Origin of the sequence: Wolbachia endosymbiont of Encarsia formosa (assembly GCF_039540065.1) — a bacterium.
Classification (GTDB): domain Bacteria; phylum Pseudomonadota; class Alphaproteobacteria; order Rickettsiales; family Anaplasmataceae; genus Wolbachia.
Genome location: NZ_CP154278.1, coordinates 377,170 through 397,885 on the forward strand (window position 1 = coordinate 377,170; position 20,716 = coordinate 397,885).

Here is a 20,716-nt window from a genome sequence, read left to right on the forward strand (position 1 = left end):
TTATGATTAAATAGTAACAATTATAATTGTCATGGTAAATAACATGTTTATCCAGATTGAAGAAACACCAAATCCAAACACGCTGAAATTTCTTCCTGGTTTTGAAATTCTGAGCGAAGGAGAAACGGCTGATTTTTCAAACGCAGATGAAATAAAGAACTCCAAGTTAGCAGTAAATCTTTTTCAAATAGAACATGTTGTAAGAGTATTTTTTGGTCATGATTTTATTTCAGTAACAAAATCAGATGGAATGAATTGGGATATAGTAAAGGTGGAAATTTTAACTACAATTATGGATCACTTTACTTCTGGTGGAAAAGCATTTGATAAAGAAGTAGTAAGTGATAATAAAATGCTAGAGGAAGAATTCTTTAATGAAAATGATATAGAAATTGTAAATAGAATAAAAGAATTGATGGAAAGTTATATTAAACCTGCAGTTGCTCAAGATGGTGGTGATATCAAGTTCCGTGGCTATAAAGACGGGATAGTTTACGTTGAACTGCAAGGAGCCTGCTCTGGGTGTCCAAGTGCTGCAATTACCTTGAGGCAAGGGGTGCAGAATATGCTAAGCTATCACATACCAGAAGTTTCAGGTATAGAGACTATGCTATGACTAATAAAACAGTTAGAGGAACGAAAGATCTTCTGTTTGATGAATGGTATAAATTTAAATACATAGAGCAAACAGCAAGCAGAATCTCAAGTTTATACGGCTTTTTACCTGTTCAAACTCCGATATTTGAATACACAGAAGTCTTTACAAGGACTTTAGGTGATAGCTCAGATATTATCACTAAAGAGATGTATACTTTTATTGATAAAGGGGGAAAGAGCATAACTCTGCGTCCTGAATTCACTGCAGCGATTGTCAGGCTACTCATTGAAAAAACACTGCAAACACCAATAAAATTATTCTCAACAGGACCTGCATTCCGCTATGAAAGACCACAAAAGGGACGACAAAGGCAATTTCATCAGATAAATTTTGAAGTTTTTGGTATAGAAAATCCAAAAGCTGATATTGAATTGATATCACTTGTTCAGCACTTACTAACTGAATTTGCCATCAATAAAAATGTAAAGCTGGAAATCAACTCTCTGGGTGATAGTGAAACAACAAGTAAGTATAGAGAGGCTTTGATATCGTATTTAAAAAAGTTTCAAAATGACCTATCAGAAGATAGTCAAAATAGATTGATTAAAAACCCACTCAGAATATTAGACTCTAAGGATAACACAGATAAAGAAATAATCTCTGACGCACCAAAAATCAGTGATTATTATACAAAAGAATCTTCATATTTCTTTGACCAGGTGTTAAATGCACTGCAAGCTCTTGGCATACCTTACACTGTAAATAGCAAATTAGTTCGAGGTCTAGACTATTATTGTCACACAGTATTTGAATTTATCACAGAAGATTTAGGTGCACAAGGAGCAGTTTTTGCCGGTGGAAGATACGATAATCTAGTATCTTCAGTAGGTGGAAAACACACTCCAGCAATAGGATTTGCAGGGGGGATTGAGCGTATAATGGAATTAATCAACTATGCTAAAAAAAAAGAGAGGCCTATTTATATAATTCCAATCGGTGGAGAAGATGAAGAACATGCTCTAACACTTGCAAGTGAATTACGCAGAAATGGTTTATATGTGATTTACGAATATAGTGGAACTCTAAAAACCCGAATGAAAAAAGCAAATCAAGCAAATGCAAAAGTTGTATTAATCTTTGGTGATGAAGAGCTAAGCAGTAAAACTTTAAAAATTAAAAACATGGACACGGGTGAAGAAAAAATGATTGCTCGAGATAAAATCGTAGAAAATATCTAATCAGAAGCAATAGGAGTGTTAGCTATAGAAGAAAATTCCTCTGCACAAGAATTTTTCATAGCATTTAATATATCATAATCTGTAAAATCTAATTTTATCGGTGTAATAGTAATAAACCCTTCTTTTATTTTATCTACACTACCACTACCTGAATGTTCTCGAGACCAATTTAAGCTCAAAGAGCCATCCAACTTTTCAGTAAAAGTCAAATCTCCATCAATGTTATACTCACCTTGTTCAGCAAACTCCACTCCTTTCACTTTTTCTGTAGCAGGAAAATTTATACTCATCACTATATCTTTAGGCCAACCAACTTTCATTAGCTTGCTGATAACCTTTGGTGCAAAAACTTTTGTATTCTGCCAGTCTATTTTATCATGATAAACTTGGCTCAGCGCAATAGAAGGTATAGATCTTGCAGCACCTTCCATTGCCGCACCTATTGTTCCTGAATAACAAATATCATCGCCGACATTTGATCCAATATTTACTCCAGATAATATTAAATCTGGTTTTTTATTCATAATCTTATTTAGTGCAATAATGACACAATCTGCGGGAGTACCAGATACACTCAACTCTCTTTCATTATGCCGATTTATTTTAATAGATTGCTTCACTGGATAATCAAGAGACCTTGCAGCTCCACTCCTATCAGTATCTGGAGCCACTATCCATATTTCTGATGCAAAATTCTGTGCAATTTCTTTAAGTAATCTTATTCCTTCACTTTCAAAACCATCATCATTTGTTATCAATATTATCATATATAATATTCACCTATCAAAGTATACTGATGAGGTTTTAAGCTTCTTTTCATAACCATAAACTGTAACAAAGAACCTGCTACAAATCAATAAGGAAAAATTAGAAAGCGGCCAGATTGCCATCGTTTAGTTTGTTGTGAGTTAATTGTAAATACCAATTTTAGCTTCACGCCTAACTCACAGTCAAAGTTCAGACAAGTTTTAGAGCTCTAAGCAGCTTGCATGCCCTGCAAAAAATGCTTTCATCTTTTCAAGATAAGTAGATGGTTTTGCAGGTATTGCTACCTCATCTATCTTACCAAATATTGCTGAATCTATGACTTCATCTGTTATTAATTCTCTCAGCCTTTGTTTTATTTGCCCTCTTCGAATATGTTCTCCATAGTCATTATGGAACTTCACATATAACTCTTTAAATACAAATTCTTTTATAGCACTTCTCATATGAGAAATCCCATCCTTTACTTCATCATTTGCATTGCTCAAATCCACTCCAGAACCTGGTGAATATAAGTCATCAAAATTTTCTTTTAAAATCTTGATTTTAAAGTAGTGCTTATCTACAGATTGCTCAAGAAATCTTTTAGTAGAATTACCTGCCAACTCTCCTATTATCTTAGGTTCTAGTTGAGCTGCAAAATTATTTTCTGCTTCAAGGCCACTTAATGCATAAATGATACGATTAAGCATTCCAGGACCACACTGGCGATTACTTTCCTCAAAACGAACCAGCAATACAGATTTCAATAGCTCTACATCTGCATTTTGCTTTCTTGCTGCAATTAAAACTAAATTTATGGCCTGTGTTAATGTCAGTCCGGTTTTGGAATCTACCCACCTTACCCACTCTCCTTCTCTATAATTAGAGAGATTCAAATAAGGTGCTATCAATTCTTTCTGCTGATTTGTCAACCCGCTTATATAACTTTTAAACTCTTCATCCAGCTCATTTGACGGAGTACCATGTTCTTCCTTTAATTTTTTGGCACACTCAATAACGCTTTGCTGAAAACTTCTAGTATGGACACTCTGACTGCCAGTGTCTACATCACTTACATTAAACAAGAAGCTAAGTTGCTGTCCATTCAAACCCAAAGGTGAGAAAAGCTTTATCAATGGATACTTTATTAATTCGAGAAGTGCTACTGTGATCAATAATATGGTATTAATAAGCACTAAACATATTCCAAGACCCAACGCTCTACTATTTGATAATGTTCTGCTAAGCTCTGATATCTTCGATGAACAATACAAAAATGGTAATTGGATACAATATATTGAGTATATAGAAAAAAATAAAATCTTATCTTTTAGCCCTATTGTCGGGTCATTATATACTTCAGAAAAAATGTTATCACCACTATTTTCATTTTTGAAAGACTGATAGCTGCTTGTAATCCTTTCTGTAAAAATAGAACAGAGCTTATGCAGTCCGTAGCATGAAACGCCAACAGCTAAAAAAATTGCAAGTGTTCCAAAAAATGCTAATACTTCACTTGAAGTTTTAGCAAGAAGAAACTCAAAAAGCACACCGAAAAAGATTTCAAGCAAATATTGAGATAAAATTAACGCTGCAATAGCAGAAATACACAGTAAAATACCCCCACAAATAATCAAAAAATCTCTTAACCTTGAATTCATACTTAATCTCTTAATAATCTATTAACATAATTTAAATTATATGCTTAAATTAAAAAAATGCAAATTTTGTAAAGACCGATTGAAATTTCTGAGCTTCAATCATATTATTAATCTATTAAGATAAAAATTATTGTGTCAAATAAAATAGGCTTTTTGGCTATTTTCGCCTTGGTGATCAGTAGCCAAATCGGCTCTGGAATTTTTATGCTCCCAATTAGCCTTGCACCTTATGGCGCTTATAGCCTCATAAGCTGGGTGATATCAGGATTTGGCGCTATATCCCTTGCTTTGGTTTTTGCTTCACTTTGCGCAAAATTTCCAGAAACGGGGGGACCACACATTTATGTGAAACATGCTTTTGGTTCTACAGCAGCTTTTTTTGTTGGCTGGACATATTGGGTAAGCTCGTGGGTAAGCTCAACAGCTGTGACAATTGCAAGTATTGGTTATTTAGCCCCGCTTTTTCATAATGATATACAAGATATACGTTTGCTTTTAGAAATAACATTAATTTTAGCTATCATGCTAATAAACTTAAGAGGGGTAACTACTGCTGGGCATGTTGAGCTTCTTCTGACCATTGTTAAAATTATCGCACTTCTTGTAATACCCATAGCAGGATTATTTTTCTTTGATAGAAATAATTTTGTTGTAAGTGAGGAAGTATCAAACTTTACGATGTCTCAAGTCCTTGCGCGCTCTACACTCCTTACTCTATGGTGTTTTATTGGACTTGAATCAGCAACAGCACCTGCAGGATCAGTTAATAATCCAGCTAAGGCAATACCAAGGGCCATTGTGCTAGGAACAATTTGTGTTGCTGTGATATATTTCATCAATAGCCTTTCAATCATGGGGTTAATAAGCGGTCACGACCTAGCAAGTTCAAAAGCACCATATGTTGAAGCAGTAAAAATTATGCTTCCAGGTAATTGGCATTTAATTATTTCGGTTGTTGCCTTTATCGTTTCTGTAAGTAATTTAAATGCTTGGTTTTTAGCTGATGGGCAAGTTACTCTTGGTCTTGCGGAAGATAAGTTAATGCCGCAATTTTTTGCCAAAAAAAATAAGCATAATGCTCCATTATGGGGAATAATGCTCAGTGCTTTAGGGGTATTAATTTTACTTATCTTAACGTCAAACAAAAGTTTTGCTGAGCAAGTGACCTCAATAATTGATATCTCTGTGGTGTCATTTTTGTTTATCTACTTAGCATGTAGTCTTGCTTTTCTCAAAGTTAATATAGAAGAGAAAAGCTACTGCAAATTTTTAATTGGAGGTTTGGCTGTATCTTTTTGCTGTTGGATAATATATGAAACTTCTATAAATACATTGTTAATATCAAGCCTATTCCCTTTAAGCGGCACACTTATTTATCTACTTTGGTATCATAAACTAAAAACTTAACTTAAATTTTTTATTTGCTAAAATTCTTAAGCTATACTACTGGCTTACATTAATAGAATTAAGAGGTATTGTGTCAAATAAAATAGGTTTTTGGGCTGTTTTTGCTTTAGTCATTAGTAGTCAGATCGGCTCTGGGGTTTTTATGCTTCCGATTAGCCTTGCTCCATATGGCGCTTATAGCCTTATAAGTTGGGCAATATCAGGAGCTGGTGCTGTGTCTCTTGCGCTAGTTTTTGCTACTCTATGTGCAAAGTTTCCAGAAACAGGAGGTCCTCACGTTTATGTGAAGCATACTTTTGGTTCTACCGCAGCTTTTTTTGTTGGTTGGACATACTGGGTAATCTCATGGTTTAGTACAACAGCTTTAATAGTTGTGGGTGTTGGCTATCTTACACCATTTTTCCATGAAGATATCAAAAGCATGCGTTTGTTTTTAGAGCTGTTGTTATTTACAATCATTACATTAATAAATTTAAGGGGAATAGCTACTGCAGGGCGCGTTGAGTTTCTACTCACGATTGTGAAGGTTGCTGTATTGCTTGCAATACCTGTAGGAGCGTTGTTTTTTTTCGATAGAAACAATTTTATCATAAGTGAAGAAATATTAAGTCTTACAACATCGCAAATTCTTGCCCGCTCTACACTCCTTACTCTATGGTGTTTTATTGGACTTGAATTGGCAACAGCACCTGCAGGTTCAGTTGATAATCCAGCTAAAACTATACCAAAAGCTGTGGTGCTTGGCACAGTTTGTGTTGCTGTTATATATTTTATCAACAATTTTGCAATTATGGGATTGATCAATGGCAACAATTTAGCAAGTTCAAGAGCACCATATGTTGATGCAATAAAAATTATGTTTTCTGGTAATTGGCATTTAATTGTTTCTATAGTTGCATTCATTTTTTGTGTTGGCAGTCTAAACGCTTGGGTTTTATCTAGTGGACAAGTTGCTTTTGGTCTTGCAGAAGATAGACTAATGCCAAAATTCTTTGCTAAAAGGAACAAGCATGGCTCTCCTTTTTGGGGAATAACAGTTAGTTCAATTGGAACTGCAGTTTTACTAATTCTCACTTCAAACAACAATTTTGCACAGCAGATTACGTCGATTATTGACTTTTCTGTAATTTCATTTTTGTTCGTTTATCTTACATGCTGTTTTGCCTTTCTAAAGGTTATTATAAAGGAGAAGAGTTGTTATAAGCTTTTAATTGGTAGCATAGCAACAACCTTTTGTTGTTGGGTGATATTAGAAACCCCTGTAGGTACTCTGCTGATTTCGAGCCTGTTTACTGCAAGTGGCATACCCATTTATTTATTGTGGTACTGCAAGACTTCTGTGCAACAAATTCAGTAGTGAGAGATGCACTTTAAATGGTTAATATTTATGGGCCAAGGTTTTTTTTCTCTTTATCTACTTGTTCAATATTACCATTCTCAAGTTTGCTACCTACTTCTTCTGTTCGTTTATTATCTACGTAGATCTCATTTTTTGCTTTATTAGAAAGAACTATTTGCGATTGCAGTTTTTTATACTCTTCTTTTTCAGGCGTGAAAATTTTCACTAAAAATCTTCCTATTATTGGTATTGAACTTAAAAAATCCTTTAGTCTGAAAGGTTCTTGCTTTTTATTTGATAGATACTGATCTGTCTTAGGAATTTTTACACCATACTTTTTATCATCAAAATTTATCGCTGGCTTGCTTTTTTTCGAAAGAACATCTTGAATCTCTAATCTATTGACTTTTTCAGGCTTTTGAAATGCAGATACTACAGATTTGACCTTAGTGTCATCATGTTTTTTACTCATTTCATTCTACCATGCAATATTACTAGCATCTTATAATTATAACTAAATTATGGTTAATTGCAAGGTAAAAATATTAAAGTAATTGTAAATTTTATCAGTAAAAATATAATATAGCTTTAAAATCAAAGGTTTATTTATATGGGATGTAAGATTGCAGTTATTGGAGCAACAGGAAGAGTAGGGCGTGAGGTATTAAGCGCGCTTGCCGAGTTTCAAGACGAAGGAAAAATTTCAATAGATTCTGTTGTTGCTTTTGCATCAAAAAAATCAGAGGGAAAAAAGGTAAGTTTCGGCGATGAAGAATTAACTGTCTTAGACCTTGAGAACTACGATTTTGTTGGAATTAATATAGCAATTTTCTGTGCTGGGTCTCATGTTTCCGAGAGATACGTACCGATTGCAACTGAAGCTGGATGTATTGTCGTAGATAATACCTCTCATTTTAGGATGAAAGAAGGCGTGCCACTAGTTATTCCAGAGATCAACAAAGATAAAATTACGGAGTATAAAAACCATAACATAATATCTAATCCAAATTGTACTACAATACAAATGTTGCTGGCATTACATTTATTACACCAAAAAGCAAAAATAAAGAGAATCGTTGCTTCAACTTATCAATCAACTTCTGGTGTAGGTAAAGCAGCAATGGATGAGCTTTACAATCAGACAAAAAAAATCTTTATGAATGAAGCTAAAAAACCTGAAATATTTCCTAAGCAAATAGCATTTAATTGCATTCCTCATATAGGAGAGTTCATGGAAGATGGTTCTACAAAAGAGGAGTGGAAAATGCAAGAGGAGGCAAAAAAAATTTTAGAAGAGGATATAAAAGTAACTGCAACTTGTGTCCGAGTACCTGTTCTTGTTGGTCATGCTATAGCAGTAAATGTAGAATTTGATCAGCATATAACTGAAGAAGAAGCTCGTGAAATGCTAAGTGAAGACGATGGAGTTTTAGTGCAAGATAAGCGCGAAGATGGTGGATATATGACTCAGGTTGATGTTGTGCAAGAGGATGCCGTATACATATCGCGTATTAGACAAGACGATACCGTTAAACACGGATTAAATATGTGGATAGTAGCTGATAATCTACGCAAAGGTGCAGCACTAAATATAGTGCAGATCTTGGAGATCTTGATCAAAGAGCATTTATATCTCAATAACTTAAATCTATATTGACATGTCCCATTTTACGCTTGTCCCTAACCTCTTTTTTCCCATATATGGTTAAACTAGCTTTTTCGTTGCTCAAATATTTGTGAGAATTATATATATCATTACCTATTATATTTTTTGTCATGCAAGGAAAGCGTAATACTACTTCCTGCATAGATAGACCGCATATTATCCTAACTAGCTGCTCGAATTGACTAACGTTGCATGCATCCAAGCTCCAGTGGCAAGAATTGTGGGGTCTTGGGGCCAGTTCATTAACTAGTAATTCATGATTTTGAGTGATGAAAAATTCAATAGCTAGAATTCCTACTACATCAAGTGCAGTTGCTATTTTCTCTGCAGTTTTTTGTACCTCTTGGGCTAATTTATTATCTATTTTAGCTGGTGCTATTGAAGTATTAAGTATTCCGTCAACGTGGTGATTCTCTGCTATAGGAAAAAAAGCTACTTTACCGTTTTTATCTCTTGCAACGACTATTGAAACCTCTTTCAGTAAATCAACACTTGCTTCAAGAATGTACTCTTTATTCCAATCGAAGGAAGCAAATTGCTTCAGCTCAGAATCATTTTCAATCACATATTGTCCTTTTCCATCATAACCCATTTCTGTTGTTTTTAGCCTCACTGGATAGCTAAAAGTTTCACTACTTTCTAGTAGCCGATTATAATTTTGTATACTTTTGTAATCAGCAGTTTTTATGCTTAAATCTCTAATAAAATCTTTCTCTCTCAGCCTATTTTGCGAAATGTGTAACGCCTTTTTACCTGGATAAAAATCTGTATGCTGCGACACAATATCAATTGCACTACATGGAATATTTTCAGACTCAATAGTGACTAAATCCACACTCTGTGCAAAAGATTCAAGTGCCCTCTTATCACAGAAGTCTGCTATTGTTAAATCATCAGCAACAGAACAAGCTGGATCGTTTTTAGTACTGGCAAAAATATGCGTTTTGTGCCCAAGTTTTATTGCAGCGATAGCAGTCATTTTACCTAATTGCCCATTTCCTATTATTCCTATCACTTTTTTATCCAGTGGATCTGTTTTGTTCATCATGTAGATTAATATTTCCTAGTTAGAGTACGATAATATGCTTGGAAAATCTATGAAAAAAGTGTATAATTGAAGTGTGTTAAACTTTTATCATGAACACTTTACGATGACCATGAAATACACACTTATTACTAATTCTGTTGAAGTTACAGTTTTGCCAATTTACATTGAAGAGCAATCCATTCCTTATGAAAATTGTTACGTATGGATGTATAATGTTAAGATAAAAAACAAAAGCTCATCAACCATTCAATTATTAAATCGCTATTGGCAAATAATAGATCATAAGGGTAAAATAAATGAAATTGCCGGAGTTGGTGTTATTGGAGAACAACCTGTAATAAAATCTGGAGAGGTATTCAAATATACAAGTGGAACATACTTAAATACACCATCAGGAATAATGCAGGGTAAATATGAATTTCTTAACGAAGAGAGCATAAAAACCTTTGATGTTATGATACCACCCTTTTCCTTAGACAGTCCATACGTTAACACTAGACCTCATTGATTATCAAGATAGTGTATTTGTTCAAGTGCATCTGAAACCAATGCTTCTTGTTTTGTCATTTGAGCTTCGATAATGTCATCCGAGTAGCTGATACTTAGATCCAACTAAGTTGATAAACACGAAAGCACTGACCATTTGCTTCTATAGTTGTCTTTTTTCGTCTATCTTATTTTGTTACTCTGCTGAACAGATGCAAAATAGTTTATTTTTGATTCTTATCATCAAGTGTGAATAAGATTATTGTAGAGGTTAAACCTATAATAACTATCATTAACGAAAATGGGGCAGCTTCTCTGTAACGCTCATCGCTGACAAGTTCATATACTCTAGTTGATATAGTTTCAAAATTAAATGGTCTGATAATTAGTGTTGCCGTTAGTTCTTTTACCGTATCCATAAACACGAGCAGAAATCCCGATAGTATGCTTTTCTTGATAAGGGGAATATGAATATTCAGGCACGTGGAAATAGGCCCATGACCCATAGTATATGCAGTCCATTCAATTTCATTTGGTGTTTTTTTGAGTCCCGACTCTATCGCCTTGAAAGATATAGCAAAAAAACGAAATAAATATGAGTAAACTAATGCGCCAATAGTTCCTACCAAGCTAATTTCTACAATATATTGAGTAATGAAAGAAGATATTCTGCTTAAAAACATTATTATGCTAATTGCAATAATTGCATTTGGAATTGCATATCCAAGAGAAATGAGACGTGCTATATTGCTTATTACCTTATTTTTACGTGCTGTATATCCAATAATTATTGCAATGCTGATCGAGATTAGCGTGGTAATAAATGATAAACCAATACTGTTTGTTATTATATTATAAAATCTTGCTTCGTATATGAAAAAGCCTTTCTCTATGCTCCAATATATAAGTGGAATCATTGGTAAAATAAAGCCTATTAATATCGGCAATAAACACATAAGATAAGAAAAGATCAACGATATAGAACCGTTTATACTACGTTTATTGTGATAATCTGCATTAGTATTGATTGAAGAGTAAGATATTTCTCTTTTTTGTAGTTTTTTCTCGATAACTATTAGTGTTGCAACGAAAATCAGTTCTGCAACTGCCAAAACAGTAGTTGAATATTTGTCATGCAATAAAAACCAAGTACGGTATATTCCTGTCGTGAAAGTATCGATAGCAAGAAACTGTGGTGTGCCGAAATCTGTAATTACTTCCATTAGTACCAAGGATAACCCAGCTATAATTGATGGACGTATGGAGGGTATGATGACAGAAAACAGACTCTGTAATGAGGAGAACCCAAGTGTTGATGCAATAGTGACTGAGTTACTAACGCTCTTTAGACTTGAGCGGACCAACATATAAACGTATGGATATAGACTAAATCCCATTACTAATATTCCACCACCTAGGGATTTGATCTCGGGAAACCAATAGTTACCTTTGCTCAATTGAAAAGTATCTCTTAACAAGCTCTGAATTGGACCTGAAAACTCTAACGTGTTTACATAAACAAACGATACTATATATCCAGGAATTGATATAGGAAAGAATAAGGCAATCTCAAAAATTCTACTTCCGGGAAACGAAAAAAATGTAGTAAGCCAAGCTGGAATTACTCCAAATATAAAGGATATTAACCCCACTCCTACCATCAAAATCAACGTATTGAGTATATATTCAGGAAAAAGTCTACTAATTACCCATCCAGAGTTTGCTGATTCTGTAAATAGAATCGATATTAACGATAGTATAGGGCAGACAAATAATACACTTACTAAAAACAAGAATATATTTTTAAATACTCTCAGAAACATTAACTTGAATCTATATTTGATATTGAAATGTTATATGCAAAAACTAAAGATATCCAGTAATTAACAGCCGTCCTATTGAATATCTTCATAATTTTATATATTATGTTTTAAATCGATAAACTAATTAATTATGAGTTTTGTCATTGCAACTTTCTATCATTTTGTAAAACTCTCTAATTATTATAACATGAAAGACGAAATAAAAGTTGCATGCGACAACGTTGAATTAAAAGGCACTATACTCCTTGCAGAAGAGGGTATTAATGCAACTGTATCTGGAGAAAGAAACGCAATTGATAAAATACTTGATTTTCTACGTTCTGATGACAGGCTAAAAGGTCTTACGTGGAAAGAGAGTGTGGCAGGATACCAACCGTTTAGTAAGATGAAAGTGAGATTAAAAAGAGAAATTGTGAATCTTGGTGTAAGTAATCTCGATACTTCAGTTAGAGGCCAGTACGTTGATCCAGAGCATTGGGATGATTTTGTCTCTCAATCTGATGTTTTAGTGATAGACACACGAAATGAATACGAAGTAAAACTAGGCAAGTTTAAAAATGCAATCAATCCACACACTCAGCGTTTTCGCGATTTTCCTCAGTGGGCAGAGTCATTTTCTGAGAGTAAAGACCTGAAAGTAGCTATGTACTGTACTGGTGGAATCAGATGTGAGAAATCTACAGGATATATGAAAAGCCTTGGATTTAAAGATGTTTACCATCTTAAAGGCGGTATTCTTTCCTATCTTGAAAAAACTGGTAATAAAAGTGGTAATTGGGAAGGCGAGTGTTTTGTTTTTGATGATAGAATTGCTGTTGATCACTCACTCGCCCCAAGTGATAAAATAAAATGCATATTCTGCTCAAGTAAAGTTTCAACTGATGAGCTGAAATCAGTTCCACGTGGCCAAGTGGTTTGCTCTGATTGTAAATCTTTAAGTATTGAAAGAAATTCAAAATATAACATGAACCTTTAACAACTTCTTTCTCTTTGCATATTTGTAACCTTAATTTTGTCAAGGCATTTACCTGAGACATAGCCTGCTCCAGCTCCAAGTAACGCACCAACTACAGCAAATGCAATCAACACCACACCATAAACGCCGATAAGAGCTAAAGTTTCTTGCCCTAAATAACATGCTGCAACTAGACCAGCAACTAAACCGATTGCTGCACCTATACACCTAAGTTTCATATTATTACTAATATTGCTACCTTTCCTGGATTTTATATTATTATCAGTATCATGATCTCCAAAACCAAATTCTTTGATATCTTTTCTTTCTTTTATAAAATTGATAAACTTACGTATTTCTTTGTTACTTGTGTCGTTATGCAAATCATATAAATTTATAACGCCATCGTTTACATATTTTTCAAAACCCATTTTATTTTTCCATACTATTAGAATATATTTTTACTACACTTAATGTCTTAATAGTTGGTAAATTGCCATACGAAAATAAGTAGATAATCTTACCACTATAGGTGGGACTAAAGCGCTATAAGAACCTGTTTAAAATCTTCGTAATTAGGAGAGAAACGAAGGAGAGAACAATCATCTGTAGGCTAGTATTAAGTTTACGCTCACAATTTTTCCACAATCGTCTACATTTTTCTAACCAAGCGAAAGAGCGTTCGACAACCCATCTCTTTGGAAGCACAACAAAAGAATATAACTCACTGCGCTTTATAACCTCAACAGTTGCACCGATAATATCTTTTATTTGAGTTGCAAATTTTTCTCCGGTGTAACCTGCATCAACAAGTACATTTTTGACCTCAGAGAGATTTTCTTGCGCACTTTCAACCATTTTCATAGCACTGCTGCGATCAGTTGTGTCTGCTGTTGTTACATAAATTGCATGTGGTAAACCCTGCGTATCAACTGCAATATGGCGTTTTATGCCTGAAATCTTTTTACCAGCATCATAGCCTTTACTTTCAGCGGTATCTGTATTTTTAACACTTTGGGCATCAATTATACAGAAACTGGTTTTCTCTTTTCGACCATTGTTGCTCTCCAACTAATTTTTTTAACTAGTAAACTTGATTCCTCTCCATTCTTTTTATTCCAAGCTTGAAAATAGTAATATATAACTTGGAAAGTTCTTTGGTCTACTGGCAGCCACTTTTTAGGACGTATAGCACTCCATAAAACACATGATATAAGTCAAGTTTTCTTGGTTTTGTTCTTTTTCTACTATTTTCTAAAATTGCTCTGATTTTTTCAAATTGCTTTCGACTTATATCACTTGTTTTGAATAGATATACCTCTTTCTTAAATCTATGCCTATTTTACCTCATCTCTCCAAGATTCTTAACAGGTTCTTAGGCAAAGCTACTATCCAATGCTTTTAAATTGCTGCAAGATTCTACAATCAATTTGCAGGGTATTTTAAAATAAAGCCATTGTACATTCTTTTCATAAATTCTACTGCTTCTTTAGTAAACCTGAAATCTAAACCCTGTTTCGTTATTATCACAGATTCTTCATTTAATAATTGGCACATTGTATCTATGATTCAGTTTGTAACCCCTATATTACCCAAAATTATAGCTTTTATGAATCATCAATTACTCAATTTTCTTTTCCTTTTCTGTTTCAATTATTTGCCATTTCATTGAAAAATTTGTTGAGGTAATTTGATAAGCAATTTATTTTATTCATCATTAGTTCTCTCACTAAAATATATCCGAGAGAATTTTATATCTTCTTATCCTATCTTCTTCATACCTTTATTTCCTTAACTTGATATCCTTTTTTAAACGTTCCCGAATAGATCCCTACTTTTCCATTTTCAATCTAACACACATCTCAGTAATTATAATATCCAATTTTTGATCGTGTTTTTCCACAGGTAAATTTTTACAATATTTCTTCTCATAAGCTACACCTATAAATATTTTTCCAAGTGGCCGTAATTTTTTTATCATTTCATCATACCAACCAACGCCAAAACCTAGCCTATTAAAATGATCATCAAAAGCAATAAGAGGAGTAATGATTGTGTCGGGAATTATATCTTCATCTGCTTTATTCCATTCCTCAAATTTTAATAACTTACTTTTATTAGGAATTGCTACTTTATATCCTAAATAGAGTAAATGATGCATCAAAGGCACAACATTAATTTCCCCATCCATTGGAATGTAGGCTGCTATTGTTTTACCTTTAACGCAACTTAAGTTTTTGTTAAAGAGATTAATAAGAGAATTTGCTGCATAACTAGAATAACTTTCATCAATATCTTTTCTTATGGTTCTATATTGCTTTCTTAGTTCCTCTTTGTGCTGTTTAGTGTCTTTGAACATGTTCTATCCATTTTGCAGTGAGCTTTTCTTGTAAACTATTTTGCTTCAAGCGCTCACTTAAAAAGTCAAAATCAACAAGTTCCATATCTTGGTCTTGATTACTGCAACTATAAACAAAACTTATTTCTCCCGTTTTCTTATTTATATATTGCTGAATACATTGAGCGCAGATTTCTTTCATCATACACTGCATAGGAGAATTAACTGATGCTATTGCTATGTGATTTGGTTTCAGATATGGTTTTAAAATTGTTTTTCTAGCTTCATTTATAGCTTTCATCATTTTATCAGAACCAATAGTGATGATTTTATCTATAGTGTTTAAACTAATAGTAATTTTACCTAACTTTCCTTGCTGATATGAGATTATTGCATCAACTATATTACCATGAAAGGATTTATCCTTTTCTCTGCTTGTTTCTATCAATCTTTCTTCACATGCCCAAACTGTCACGTTTGATGCACGTTCTATCAGTGCTCGTTTAAATACATCACTTAATTTCTTATAGCCAGCGAAATATAAAACCTTATGATTGTTTTCAAGACAAGCTTTGCCTATCGAAAATAACACTGCATTTCCAACTCCACCGCCAATGAGCATTATATTCTTCATAAACTTTTTATGGAGTAGAAAACCTCTCTAACTTCAATTAAACTGATAACTAACAGCTGCATTTTTACGCATATTATCCAATAACAGGTTGCTTTGTATCATAATCTTTTGTTGATACATTTCCTGTTTGATTGCTTCTATATCCATTGCATTATTTTTGATATCACATAACATCATCAACTTTGCAGTTCTATTTTCTCTTAATTCTACTATTTCATTCATATTTGTTTTACTAAATAAAATCTGTAAATCAGGATTTAAATTTCGCATTTTTATTTCAAACTCTTTTACGCTTGGCAACTTGAAATCATCTGCTAACTTTTCAAAATTTAAACAACTGACCTTTTGCTCCTTAAAATTAGAGAGTAAACTTTCTGAACCTTCAACTACAACCTGTTTCAGTTTTAAAGTACTTTCCAGCAGTGTATGATCGAGCTGTACCTTATCTATGACTTTTATAACAGAGTAACCTTCGCTTAAACTAACCGGACCTGCTACATCACTGATTTCTAATCTTTCCAAAACGTCCTTGAGAGTGCCTTTTAGCTGACTTAAATTAACTGTTGCTTTGCGCATCTTTATTGAAGATTCTGGATTATTACTGGTACGTAATTTTTTTACTAAGTCTTCAGCTATCTTCTGATCGGGAATTATAAACTCCTGAAACGTAATAAGGTAATCAGACTTCTCTTTTTGCTTTCTTGCATCATCCACTTCTTGATCGCTGATATTAATAAGCGGTACAACTCCTACTTCAATAATCTTGTTCCATAGTAGCTGACACTTTACTTGTTTTTTTAGGGTATTGAGATCTATATTATGCTTTTTTACGTATTGATCAACTTCATCAGCCTTAAGTTTTAAACTTTGAGTTAAGAATAACGTGACAGCATTATTTAACTCCTCGTTACTCAATTCTATATTCATCTTCTGTGCTTCGCTGACAATGATAATTTCATCTATTAACTGTCTTAGAATTTGAGATTTTACCTCTTTTTGATTAATCTTCTGAGTGCCAAGCAATGAATTTATGAATTTTATACGTCTTTCGATATCTAAATTTGAAATTGGTTCACCATTTACATCTGCAACAATTTCAATCTCAGTTGCAAGTAACCTAAGCGGCAGCATTATTAATATCAAAATTAGTATTTTATGCATATAAAATTATTTAGCTAATAACTAATTCTATAATAAATACTGAATAAACGCTAGCTAACTTTTTAATAATTAAAAAAGAGGGTGAAATTAATGTAATGAATAACTAAACAATAATATACGGAAGGAGAGGGATTCGAACCCTCGATACGACTTTTGGGTCGTATAACGGTTTAGCAAACCGCCGCCTTCAGCCGCTCGGCCACCCTTCCAAATTATTACTATAATATCAAGACCTTTACTGCCTGTCTAATGCTTTTAATTGCAATATTTGTATCTGTTCAGATGCATGCAAATATTGAAACCTGTACTCCCTTTCTTGTCATCAGAGTAGCTGACACTGGGATGACACCATTTGTTGTAAACTCACTTTTACTCTATGGTTATACTACCTTACCTCTATCCTGAACGGATACCAATATTTACCCATTAAAAACAACAATATTTTTCCGAATAACTGTAATTTAAGGCTAAATCAACTCAAACTAATTTCTACTTTTTTCAATGATTTCTTTTGCTTTTTCCACATTAGCCCATTCTCCAACTGTCACAGTTTTTCCCTTTTCTAAATCTTTATAATGAGAAAAGAAATGAGCTATTTTATCTAGTAAGTTTTTATATAAATCAGAATAGTTTTTTATATTGTCATAATAGCTATCAACACTGGAGATAGGTACAGCTAATATTTTTTCATCCTCTCCTTTCTCGTCTTTGGTAAGTAATGCACCTAATGGACGCACCGATATCAAAACTCCAGGCGCTAAAGGAAATTGAGTTAGCACCAAAACATCCGCAGGGTCACCATCACCTGCGCAGGTATTTGGTATAAACCCATAATTGCAAGGATAAGTCATTGAGGTAGACAAAAATCTGTCAACTTGTAACAACCCAAGCTCTTTATTAAATTCATACTTTACAGGCTCAGCATTTGCACTTATTTCAATTACTACACTTATTGCATCTGGTTTTGTTGTTATTTTACTTAAATCCATGAATTACCTCTTAACTTAAGAATAAGCATTATACAATATGTGCTTTTAAGTTGCCACATTTATGTAGTTCTGAGCTTGTTTTCATGGAGCGGTTCTAATTTTTTCTTCCGCACATCATCGACTGTTGAAAGTGGTGGTTCCTGTGGTGGTTTCAATAATTGAGATAAGGCATATACTATTACGATAGTAAGCATTGCAGCAATTACTAGATTAGCAAAATTATCCTGTGGTAGGACACCTTTTATTGGATTAAATAATTTTTGCTCCATAAGGAAATAATCAGCAACATATAACCCAACAGACAATACAAACATACCTAAAATAAGTTTACAGACTGTGTTTTTATGATTTTTCTTGCTGAGTATGAAATTTGGCCTACATTTATTCTCTTCTTGCGGTGCTGAATAATGTGTGTTGTTTATTATCCTCTCTTCAAACTTATTGATATTTTAACAGATGTTTCAAAGTTGGTCCAGCTCTTTTCAGGCATAAAAAACCTTGATTATTATAACCTGCAGATGACAATATATTGAATGTTCTGTTTAGACTACCTATCTTCTAACAATCCAGCGTATATTTAGTGGCTCTATTTTGATCTTTCAAATTAATACTTTGCAGTAATCCAATTAAAGCCATTATATATCTGGAAACGACCACGTTATCTATTATTGATAAACTTTCCTTTTTTATAGACTCTTTGTGATGTTCAGAAAGTTTATGATAGTGGCCAAATATAGAAAATAATAATACTACATCCCTTTCTACTTTTATGTCTTGATGAATAGAATAATAGAAATCAATAATGCATTTACTTAAGGTAAATTCTCTGTCATATTCGTTTAATGCATTTTCTTCACTTAGTAACTTTCTAACATCAATAAGCACCTTATTTTCAAAATCTTCTACTGTTTTAAATATTGATTCTCTCTTTGGGTTTGCCAAAACGTTAAGTAAATCTAATTTTCTTCCATCTACTACTTCGTGTATGTCTTTACCTAACTCAGACTCCTTAATAACTTTATATATTTCATCTATGATATCTTGAGTGCTCAGATTATTATTTCCGCTTAAAATTTTATAAGCTTGAGTATAAATTAAGAACAACCCTTGTAGACTAAATTGTAAGTTAAAATATTTATCTAATGATTCCTCTTTTTTTCTAACGAATGAAGACAAACCAATATGGTTTCTATGGTCTATTTTACCAGTTAAGTTAGCATGTTGAAAATCGCCTAAAAAAATAAACAAGGCCTCTAATAAATTACCCTTACCAACAATTTTTATTAGTTCTTCAACTTCCTTAACGATTGCTAAAACCTATAATGTTCTACTTTATAGTATAAGGGATACATGGCAAAATAGCAATAAATATTATTGTACGTTTACACTCTGTATCAAAGAATTAAGCCCTTTAGTTAGTAGCATATCCAACCTCCACCTATAACTTGTTCGCCCTTATATGCTACACAGGCTTGACCTGGACTGATGCCAAAGTAATCGTCGTTTAAAATTACACAGGCTTTGTTCTTTTCGTCAGTTGAATATATTGTCGCTAAGCTTCCTGCATGTGATGACCTAAGCTTCACAGTTACTTCCATGCCTTCTTTTGGTTGTTCTAACCAATTTAACTCTTTGACCAATATCTTTTTTTGCATTAGAGCATTGATCGGGCCTACTACAACTTCATTATTTTCTGTATTAATTCTTACTACATAAAGAGGCTCACTGTGTGCGATGCAGAGGCCTCTTCTCTGTCCCACTGTAAAATTTACTATGCCGCTGTGCTCACCTAGCACTTTTCCATGAATATCTACTATTTTACCTTTCTGTACAGATTGTGGAGCTAATTTAGCTATTGTTTTACTATAGCTTTCGGAAACAAAGCATATATCTTGACTATCCGACTTTTCAGAAATTTGTAAGCCAAAATACTTTGCTAATTTTCTTATATCACTTTTATAGAACCCACCTAATGGAAATCGCAAAAGCTTTAACTGCTCCTCAGTAGTTGCAAACAAAAAATAACTTTGATCTTTACTTTTATCGATGCTTCTACACAATTTTACCTCACCATTTTCTTCTAATCTTCTTACGTAATGTCCTGTTACGAGCACATCTGCACCAAGATTTTTTGTAACTTGCAATAGATCACGAAATTTTACCGTTTGGTTACATCTTACACATGGTATGGGAGTTTCTCCACGCATATAGGTATTTGCAAAATCCTCTATTACTTCCTTTTTGAATATTTCCTCGTAGTTTAAAATATAGTGGAGAAAGCCAACACTTTCAGCCACGTATTTGGCATCATAAATATCCTGTCCAGCGCAGCATGCACCCTTTCTCGCATTAGCATTACCATCACTGCCATAGAGCTGAAGAGTCACACCTATCACTTCGTACCCAAGGTTATACAGCAGTGCTGCAGCAACGGAGCTATCAACTCCCCCGGACATTGCAACAATAGCCTTAGTTTGATGCGGAGCTTTATCTTTTAATAAAGGTTCAATTTCAAATTCTTTTAGCATATAATTTATAAACACAAACCTGTGTCAAGCACTGGAATCCATTTTCTATTACACAATTTCATCGAAACAGCATACTTATTTGTAGTCAAGTTCCAGTG

At 33.5% G+C, this 20,716-nt stretch carries 20 protein-coding genes, 1 tRNA gene and 2 pseudogenes; 7 read left to right on the plus strand and 16 right to left on the minus strand.

What is annotated here, in order from left to right:
* The first annotated feature begins 43 nt into the window (after window positions 1-43).
* The gene (locus AAE962_RS01955; RefSeq protein WP_343289567.1) at window positions 44-616 is read left to right on the plus strand and encodes a NifU family protein; all 573 of its coding nucleotides are present in this window, start codon (window positions 44-46) and stop codon (window positions 614-616) included.
* Window positions 613-1,836: a histidine--tRNA ligase gene (gene hisS, locus AAE962_RS01960; protein WP_343289361.1), complete on the plus strand. Its 1,224-nt coding sequence runs from the start codon at window positions 613-615 to the stop codon at window positions 1,834-1,836. The genes AAE962_RS01955 and hisS overlap by 4 nt, the downstream gene beginning before the upstream one ends.
* Here hisS and surE read toward each other — a convergent pair.
* Together surE and AAE962_RS01970 are read right to left on the minus strand one after the other, a co-directional pair.
* The gene (gene surE, locus AAE962_RS01965; RefSeq protein ID WP_343289362.1) at window positions 1,833-2,603 is read right to left on the minus strand and encodes a 5'/3'-nucleotidase SurE; all 771 of its coding nucleotides are present in this window, start codon (window positions 2,601-2,603) and stop codon (window positions 1,833-1,835) included. The genes hisS and surE overlap by 4 nt on opposite strands.
* Window positions 2,604-2,804: 201 nt before the next feature.
* Window positions 2,805-4,244: a hypothetical protein gene (locus tag AAE962_RS01970; RefSeq protein ID WP_343289363.1), complete on the minus strand. Its 1,440-nt coding sequence runs from the start codon at window positions 4,242-4,244 to the stop codon at window positions 2,805-2,807.
* A 132-nt stretch (window positions 4,245-4,376) separates the two neighbouring features.
* Between AAE962_RS01970 and AAE962_RS01975 the strand changes: the two genes are divergently transcribed.
* Together AAE962_RS01975 and AAE962_RS01980 are read left to right on the plus strand one after the other, a co-directional pair.
* Window positions 4,377-5,651, plus strand: coding sequence for an APC family permease (locus AAE962_RS01975; RefSeq protein WP_343289364.1), 1,275 nt, complete (start codon window positions 4,377-4,379; stop codon window positions 5,649-5,651).
* Window positions 5,652-5,721: 70 nt separating this feature from the next.
* Window positions 5,722-7,008, plus strand: coding sequence for an APC family permease (locus AAE962_RS01980; RefSeq protein WP_343289365.1), 1,287 nt, complete (start codon window positions 5,722-5,724; stop codon window positions 7,006-7,008).
* Between the two features lie 28 nt (window positions 7,009-7,036).
* On the opposite strand, the gene AAE962_RS01985 is transcribed toward AAE962_RS01980, so the two are convergent.
* Window positions 7,037-7,462 carry a hypothetical protein gene (locus tag AAE962_RS01985; protein ID WP_343289366.1) on the minus strand — a complete coding sequence of 142 codons (426 nt, stop codon included), beginning with the start codon at window positions 7,460-7,462 and terminating at the stop codon, window positions 7,037-7,039.
* Window positions 7,463-7,600: 138 nt separating this feature from the next.
* Here AAE962_RS01985 and AAE962_RS01990 point away from each other — a divergent pair, with 138 nt between their 5' ends.
* Window positions 7,601-8,647 (plus strand): aspartate-semialdehyde dehydrogenase, encoded by a 1,047-nt coding sequence (locus AAE962_RS01990; RefSeq protein ID WP_343289367.1) that lies wholly within the window; start codon window positions 7,601-7,603, stop codon window positions 8,645-8,647.
* Here the strand turns inward: AAE962_RS01990 and AAE962_RS01995 are convergent.
* The gene (locus tag AAE962_RS01995) at window positions 8,625-9,701 is read right to left on the minus strand and encodes a 5-(carboxyamino)imidazole ribonucleotide synthase (protein WP_343289368.1); all 1,077 of its coding nucleotides are present in this window, start codon (window positions 9,699-9,701) and stop codon (window positions 8,625-8,627) included. The two genes, AAE962_RS01990 and AAE962_RS01995, sit on opposite strands and share 23 nt — an antisense overlap.
* Before the next feature lie 106 nt (window positions 9,702-9,807).
* On the opposite strand from AAE962_RS01995, the gene apaG reads away from it, so the two are divergent.
* A complete protein-coding gene (apaG, locus tag AAE962_RS02000) occupies window positions 9,808-10,212 on the plus strand; it encodes a Co2+/Mg2+ efflux protein ApaG (protein WP_343289568.1) in 405 nt (134 codons plus the stop codon).
* 202 nt (window positions 10,213-10,414) lie between these two features.
* On the opposite strand, the gene AAE962_RS02005 is transcribed toward apaG, so the two are convergent.
* Window positions 10,415-12,013 (minus strand): iron ABC transporter permease, encoded by a 1,599-nt coding sequence (locus tag AAE962_RS02005; RefSeq protein WP_343289369.1) that lies wholly within the window; start codon window positions 12,011-12,013, stop codon window positions 10,415-10,417.
* A 130-nt stretch (window positions 12,014-12,143) separates the two neighbouring features.
* Between AAE962_RS02005 and AAE962_RS02010 the strand changes: the two genes are divergently transcribed.
* Window positions 12,144-12,989 (plus strand): rhodanese-related sulfurtransferase, encoded by an 846-nt coding sequence (locus tag AAE962_RS02010; protein ID WP_343289370.1) that lies wholly within the window; start codon window positions 12,144-12,146, stop codon window positions 12,987-12,989.
* Here the strand turns inward: AAE962_RS02010 and AAE962_RS02015 are convergent.
* The 11 genes and pseudogenes from AAE962_RS02015 to mnmA all read right to left on the minus strand — a co-directional run bounded on the left by AAE962_RS02015 (window position 12,986) and on the right by mnmA (window position 20,618).
* Complete coding sequence (locus AAE962_RS02015) at window positions 12,986-13,399, minus strand: hypothetical protein (protein ID WP_343289371.1); 414 nt, start codon at window positions 13,397-13,399, stop codon at window positions 12,986-12,988. The two genes, AAE962_RS02010 and AAE962_RS02015, sit on opposite strands and share 4 nt — an antisense overlap.
* A 115-nt stretch (window positions 13,400-13,514) precedes the next feature.
* Window positions 13,515-14,262, minus strand: a pseudogene (locus AAE962_RS02020) (IS5 family transposase).
* A 100-nt stretch (window positions 14,263-14,362) separates the two neighbouring features.
* Window positions 14,363-14,683: pseudogene (locus AAE962_RS02025) on the minus strand (IS4 family transposase); the annotation flags it as partial.
* Window positions 14,684-14,799: 116 nt separating this feature from the next.
* Window positions 14,800-15,327 (minus strand): 5-formyltetrahydrofolate cyclo-ligase, encoded by a 528-nt coding sequence (locus AAE962_RS02030; RefSeq protein ID WP_343289372.1) that lies wholly within the window; start codon window positions 15,325-15,327, stop codon window positions 14,800-14,802.
* Window positions 15,311-15,940 carry an oxidoreductase gene (locus AAE962_RS02035; RefSeq protein WP_343289373.1) on the minus strand — a complete coding sequence of 210 codons (630 nt, stop codon included), beginning with the start codon at window positions 15,938-15,940 and terminating at the stop codon, window positions 15,311-15,313. The genes AAE962_RS02030 and AAE962_RS02035 overlap by 17 nt, the downstream gene beginning before the upstream one ends.
* A 33-nt stretch (window positions 15,941-15,973) precedes the next feature.
* Entirely contained in the window at window positions 15,974-17,101 is a 1,128-nt protein-coding gene (locus AAE962_RS02040; RefSeq protein ID WP_343289374.1) for a SurA N-terminal domain-containing protein, read from the minus strand.
* A gap of 118 nt (window positions 17,102-17,219) precedes the next feature.
* Window positions 17,220-17,310 (minus strand) — tRNA-Ser (locus tag AAE962_RS02045).
* A gap of 273 nt (window positions 17,311-17,583) precedes the next feature.
* Entirely contained in the window at window positions 17,584-18,090 is a 507-nt protein-coding gene (gene ppa, locus AAE962_RS02050) for an inorganic diphosphatase (protein ID WP_343289375.1), read from the minus strand.
* Between the two features lie 59 nt (window positions 18,091-18,149).
* Entirely contained in the window at window positions 18,150-18,404 is a 255-nt protein-coding gene (locus tag AAE962_RS02055) for a hypothetical protein (protein ID WP_343289376.1), read from the minus strand.
* A gap of 244 nt (window positions 18,405-18,648) precedes the next feature.
* Window positions 18,649-19,338: a hypothetical protein gene (locus tag AAE962_RS02060; RefSeq protein ID WP_343289377.1), complete on the minus strand. Its 690-nt coding sequence runs from the start codon at window positions 19,336-19,338 to the stop codon at window positions 18,649-18,651.
* Between the two features lie 167 nt (window positions 19,339-19,505).
* On the minus strand, window positions 19,506-20,618 hold the full coding sequence (gene mnmA / locus AAE962_RS02065; protein ID WP_343289378.1) for a tRNA 2-thiouridine(34) synthase MnmA: 1,113 nt from the start codon (window positions 20,616-20,618) through the stop codon (window positions 19,506-19,508).
* Between the last annotated feature and the right edge of the window lie 98 nt (window positions 20,619-20,716).

What these genes read in the sequence shown, in the direction of transcription:
- AAE962_RS01955 (WP_343289567.1), top strand. Translation starts at nt 44, where the DNA reads ATGTTTATCCAGATTGAAGAAACACCAAATCCAAACACGCTGAAATTT.
- hisS (WP_343289361.1), top strand. Translation starts at nt 613, where the DNA reads ATGACTAATAAAACAGTTAGAGGAACGAAAGATCTTCTGTTTGATGAA.
- surE (WP_343289362.1), bottom strand. Translation starts at nt 2,603, where the DNA reads ATGATAATATTGATAACAAATGATGATGGTTTTGAAAGTGAAGGAATA.
- AAE962_RS01970 (WP_343289363.1), bottom strand. Translation starts at nt 4,244, where the DNA reads ATGAATTCAAGGTTAAGAGATTTTTTGATTATTTGTGGGGGTATTTTA.
- AAE962_RS01985 (WP_343289366.1), bottom strand. Translation starts at nt 7,462, where the DNA reads ATGAGTAAAAAACATGATGACACTAAGGTCAAATCTGTAGTATCTGCA.
- AAE962_RS01990 (WP_343289367.1), top strand. Translation starts at nt 7,601, where the DNA reads ATGGGATGTAAGATTGCAGTTATTGGAGCAACAGGAAGAGTAGGGCGT.
- AAE962_RS01995 (WP_343289368.1), bottom strand. Translation starts at nt 9,701, where the DNA reads ATGAACAAAACAGATCCACTGGATAAAAAAGTGATAGGAATAATAGGA.
- apaG (WP_343289568.1), top strand. Translation starts at nt 9,808, where the DNA reads ATGACCATGAAATACACACTTATTACTAATTCTGTTGAAGTTACAGTT.
- AAE962_RS02005 (WP_343289369.1), bottom strand. Translation starts at nt 12,013, where the DNA reads ATGTTTCTGAGAGTATTTAAAAATATATTCTTGTTTTTAGTAAGTGTA.
- AAE962_RS02010 (WP_343289370.1), top strand. Translation starts at nt 12,144, where the DNA reads ATGAGTTTTGTCATTGCAACTTTCTATCATTTTGTAAAACTCTCTAAT.
- AAE962_RS02015 (WP_343289371.1), bottom strand. Translation starts at nt 13,399, where the DNA reads ATGGGTTTTGAAAAATATGTAAACGATGGCGTTATAAATTTATATGAT.
- AAE962_RS02030 (WP_343289372.1), bottom strand. Translation starts at nt 15,327, where the DNA reads ATGTTCAAAGACACTAAACAGCACAAAGAGGAACTAAGAAAGCAATAT.
- AAE962_RS02035 (WP_343289373.1), bottom strand. Translation starts at nt 15,940, where the DNA reads ATGAAGAATATAATGCTCATTGGCGGTGGAGTTGGAAATGCAGTGTTA.
- AAE962_RS02040 (WP_343289374.1), bottom strand. Translation starts at nt 17,101, where the DNA reads ATGCATAAAATACTAATTTTGATATTAATAATGCTGCCGCTTAGGTTA.
- ppa (WP_343289375.1), bottom strand. Translation starts at nt 18,090, where the DNA reads ATGGATTTAAGTAAAATAACAACAAAACCAGATGCAATAAGTGTAGTA.
- AAE962_RS02055 (WP_343289376.1), bottom strand. Translation starts at nt 18,404, where the DNA reads ATGTTTGTATTGTCTGTTGGGTTATATGTTGCTGATTATTTCCTTATG.
- mnmA (WP_343289378.1), bottom strand. Translation starts at nt 20,618, where the DNA reads ATGCTAAAAGAATTTGAAATTGAACCTTTATTAAAAGATAAAGCTCCG.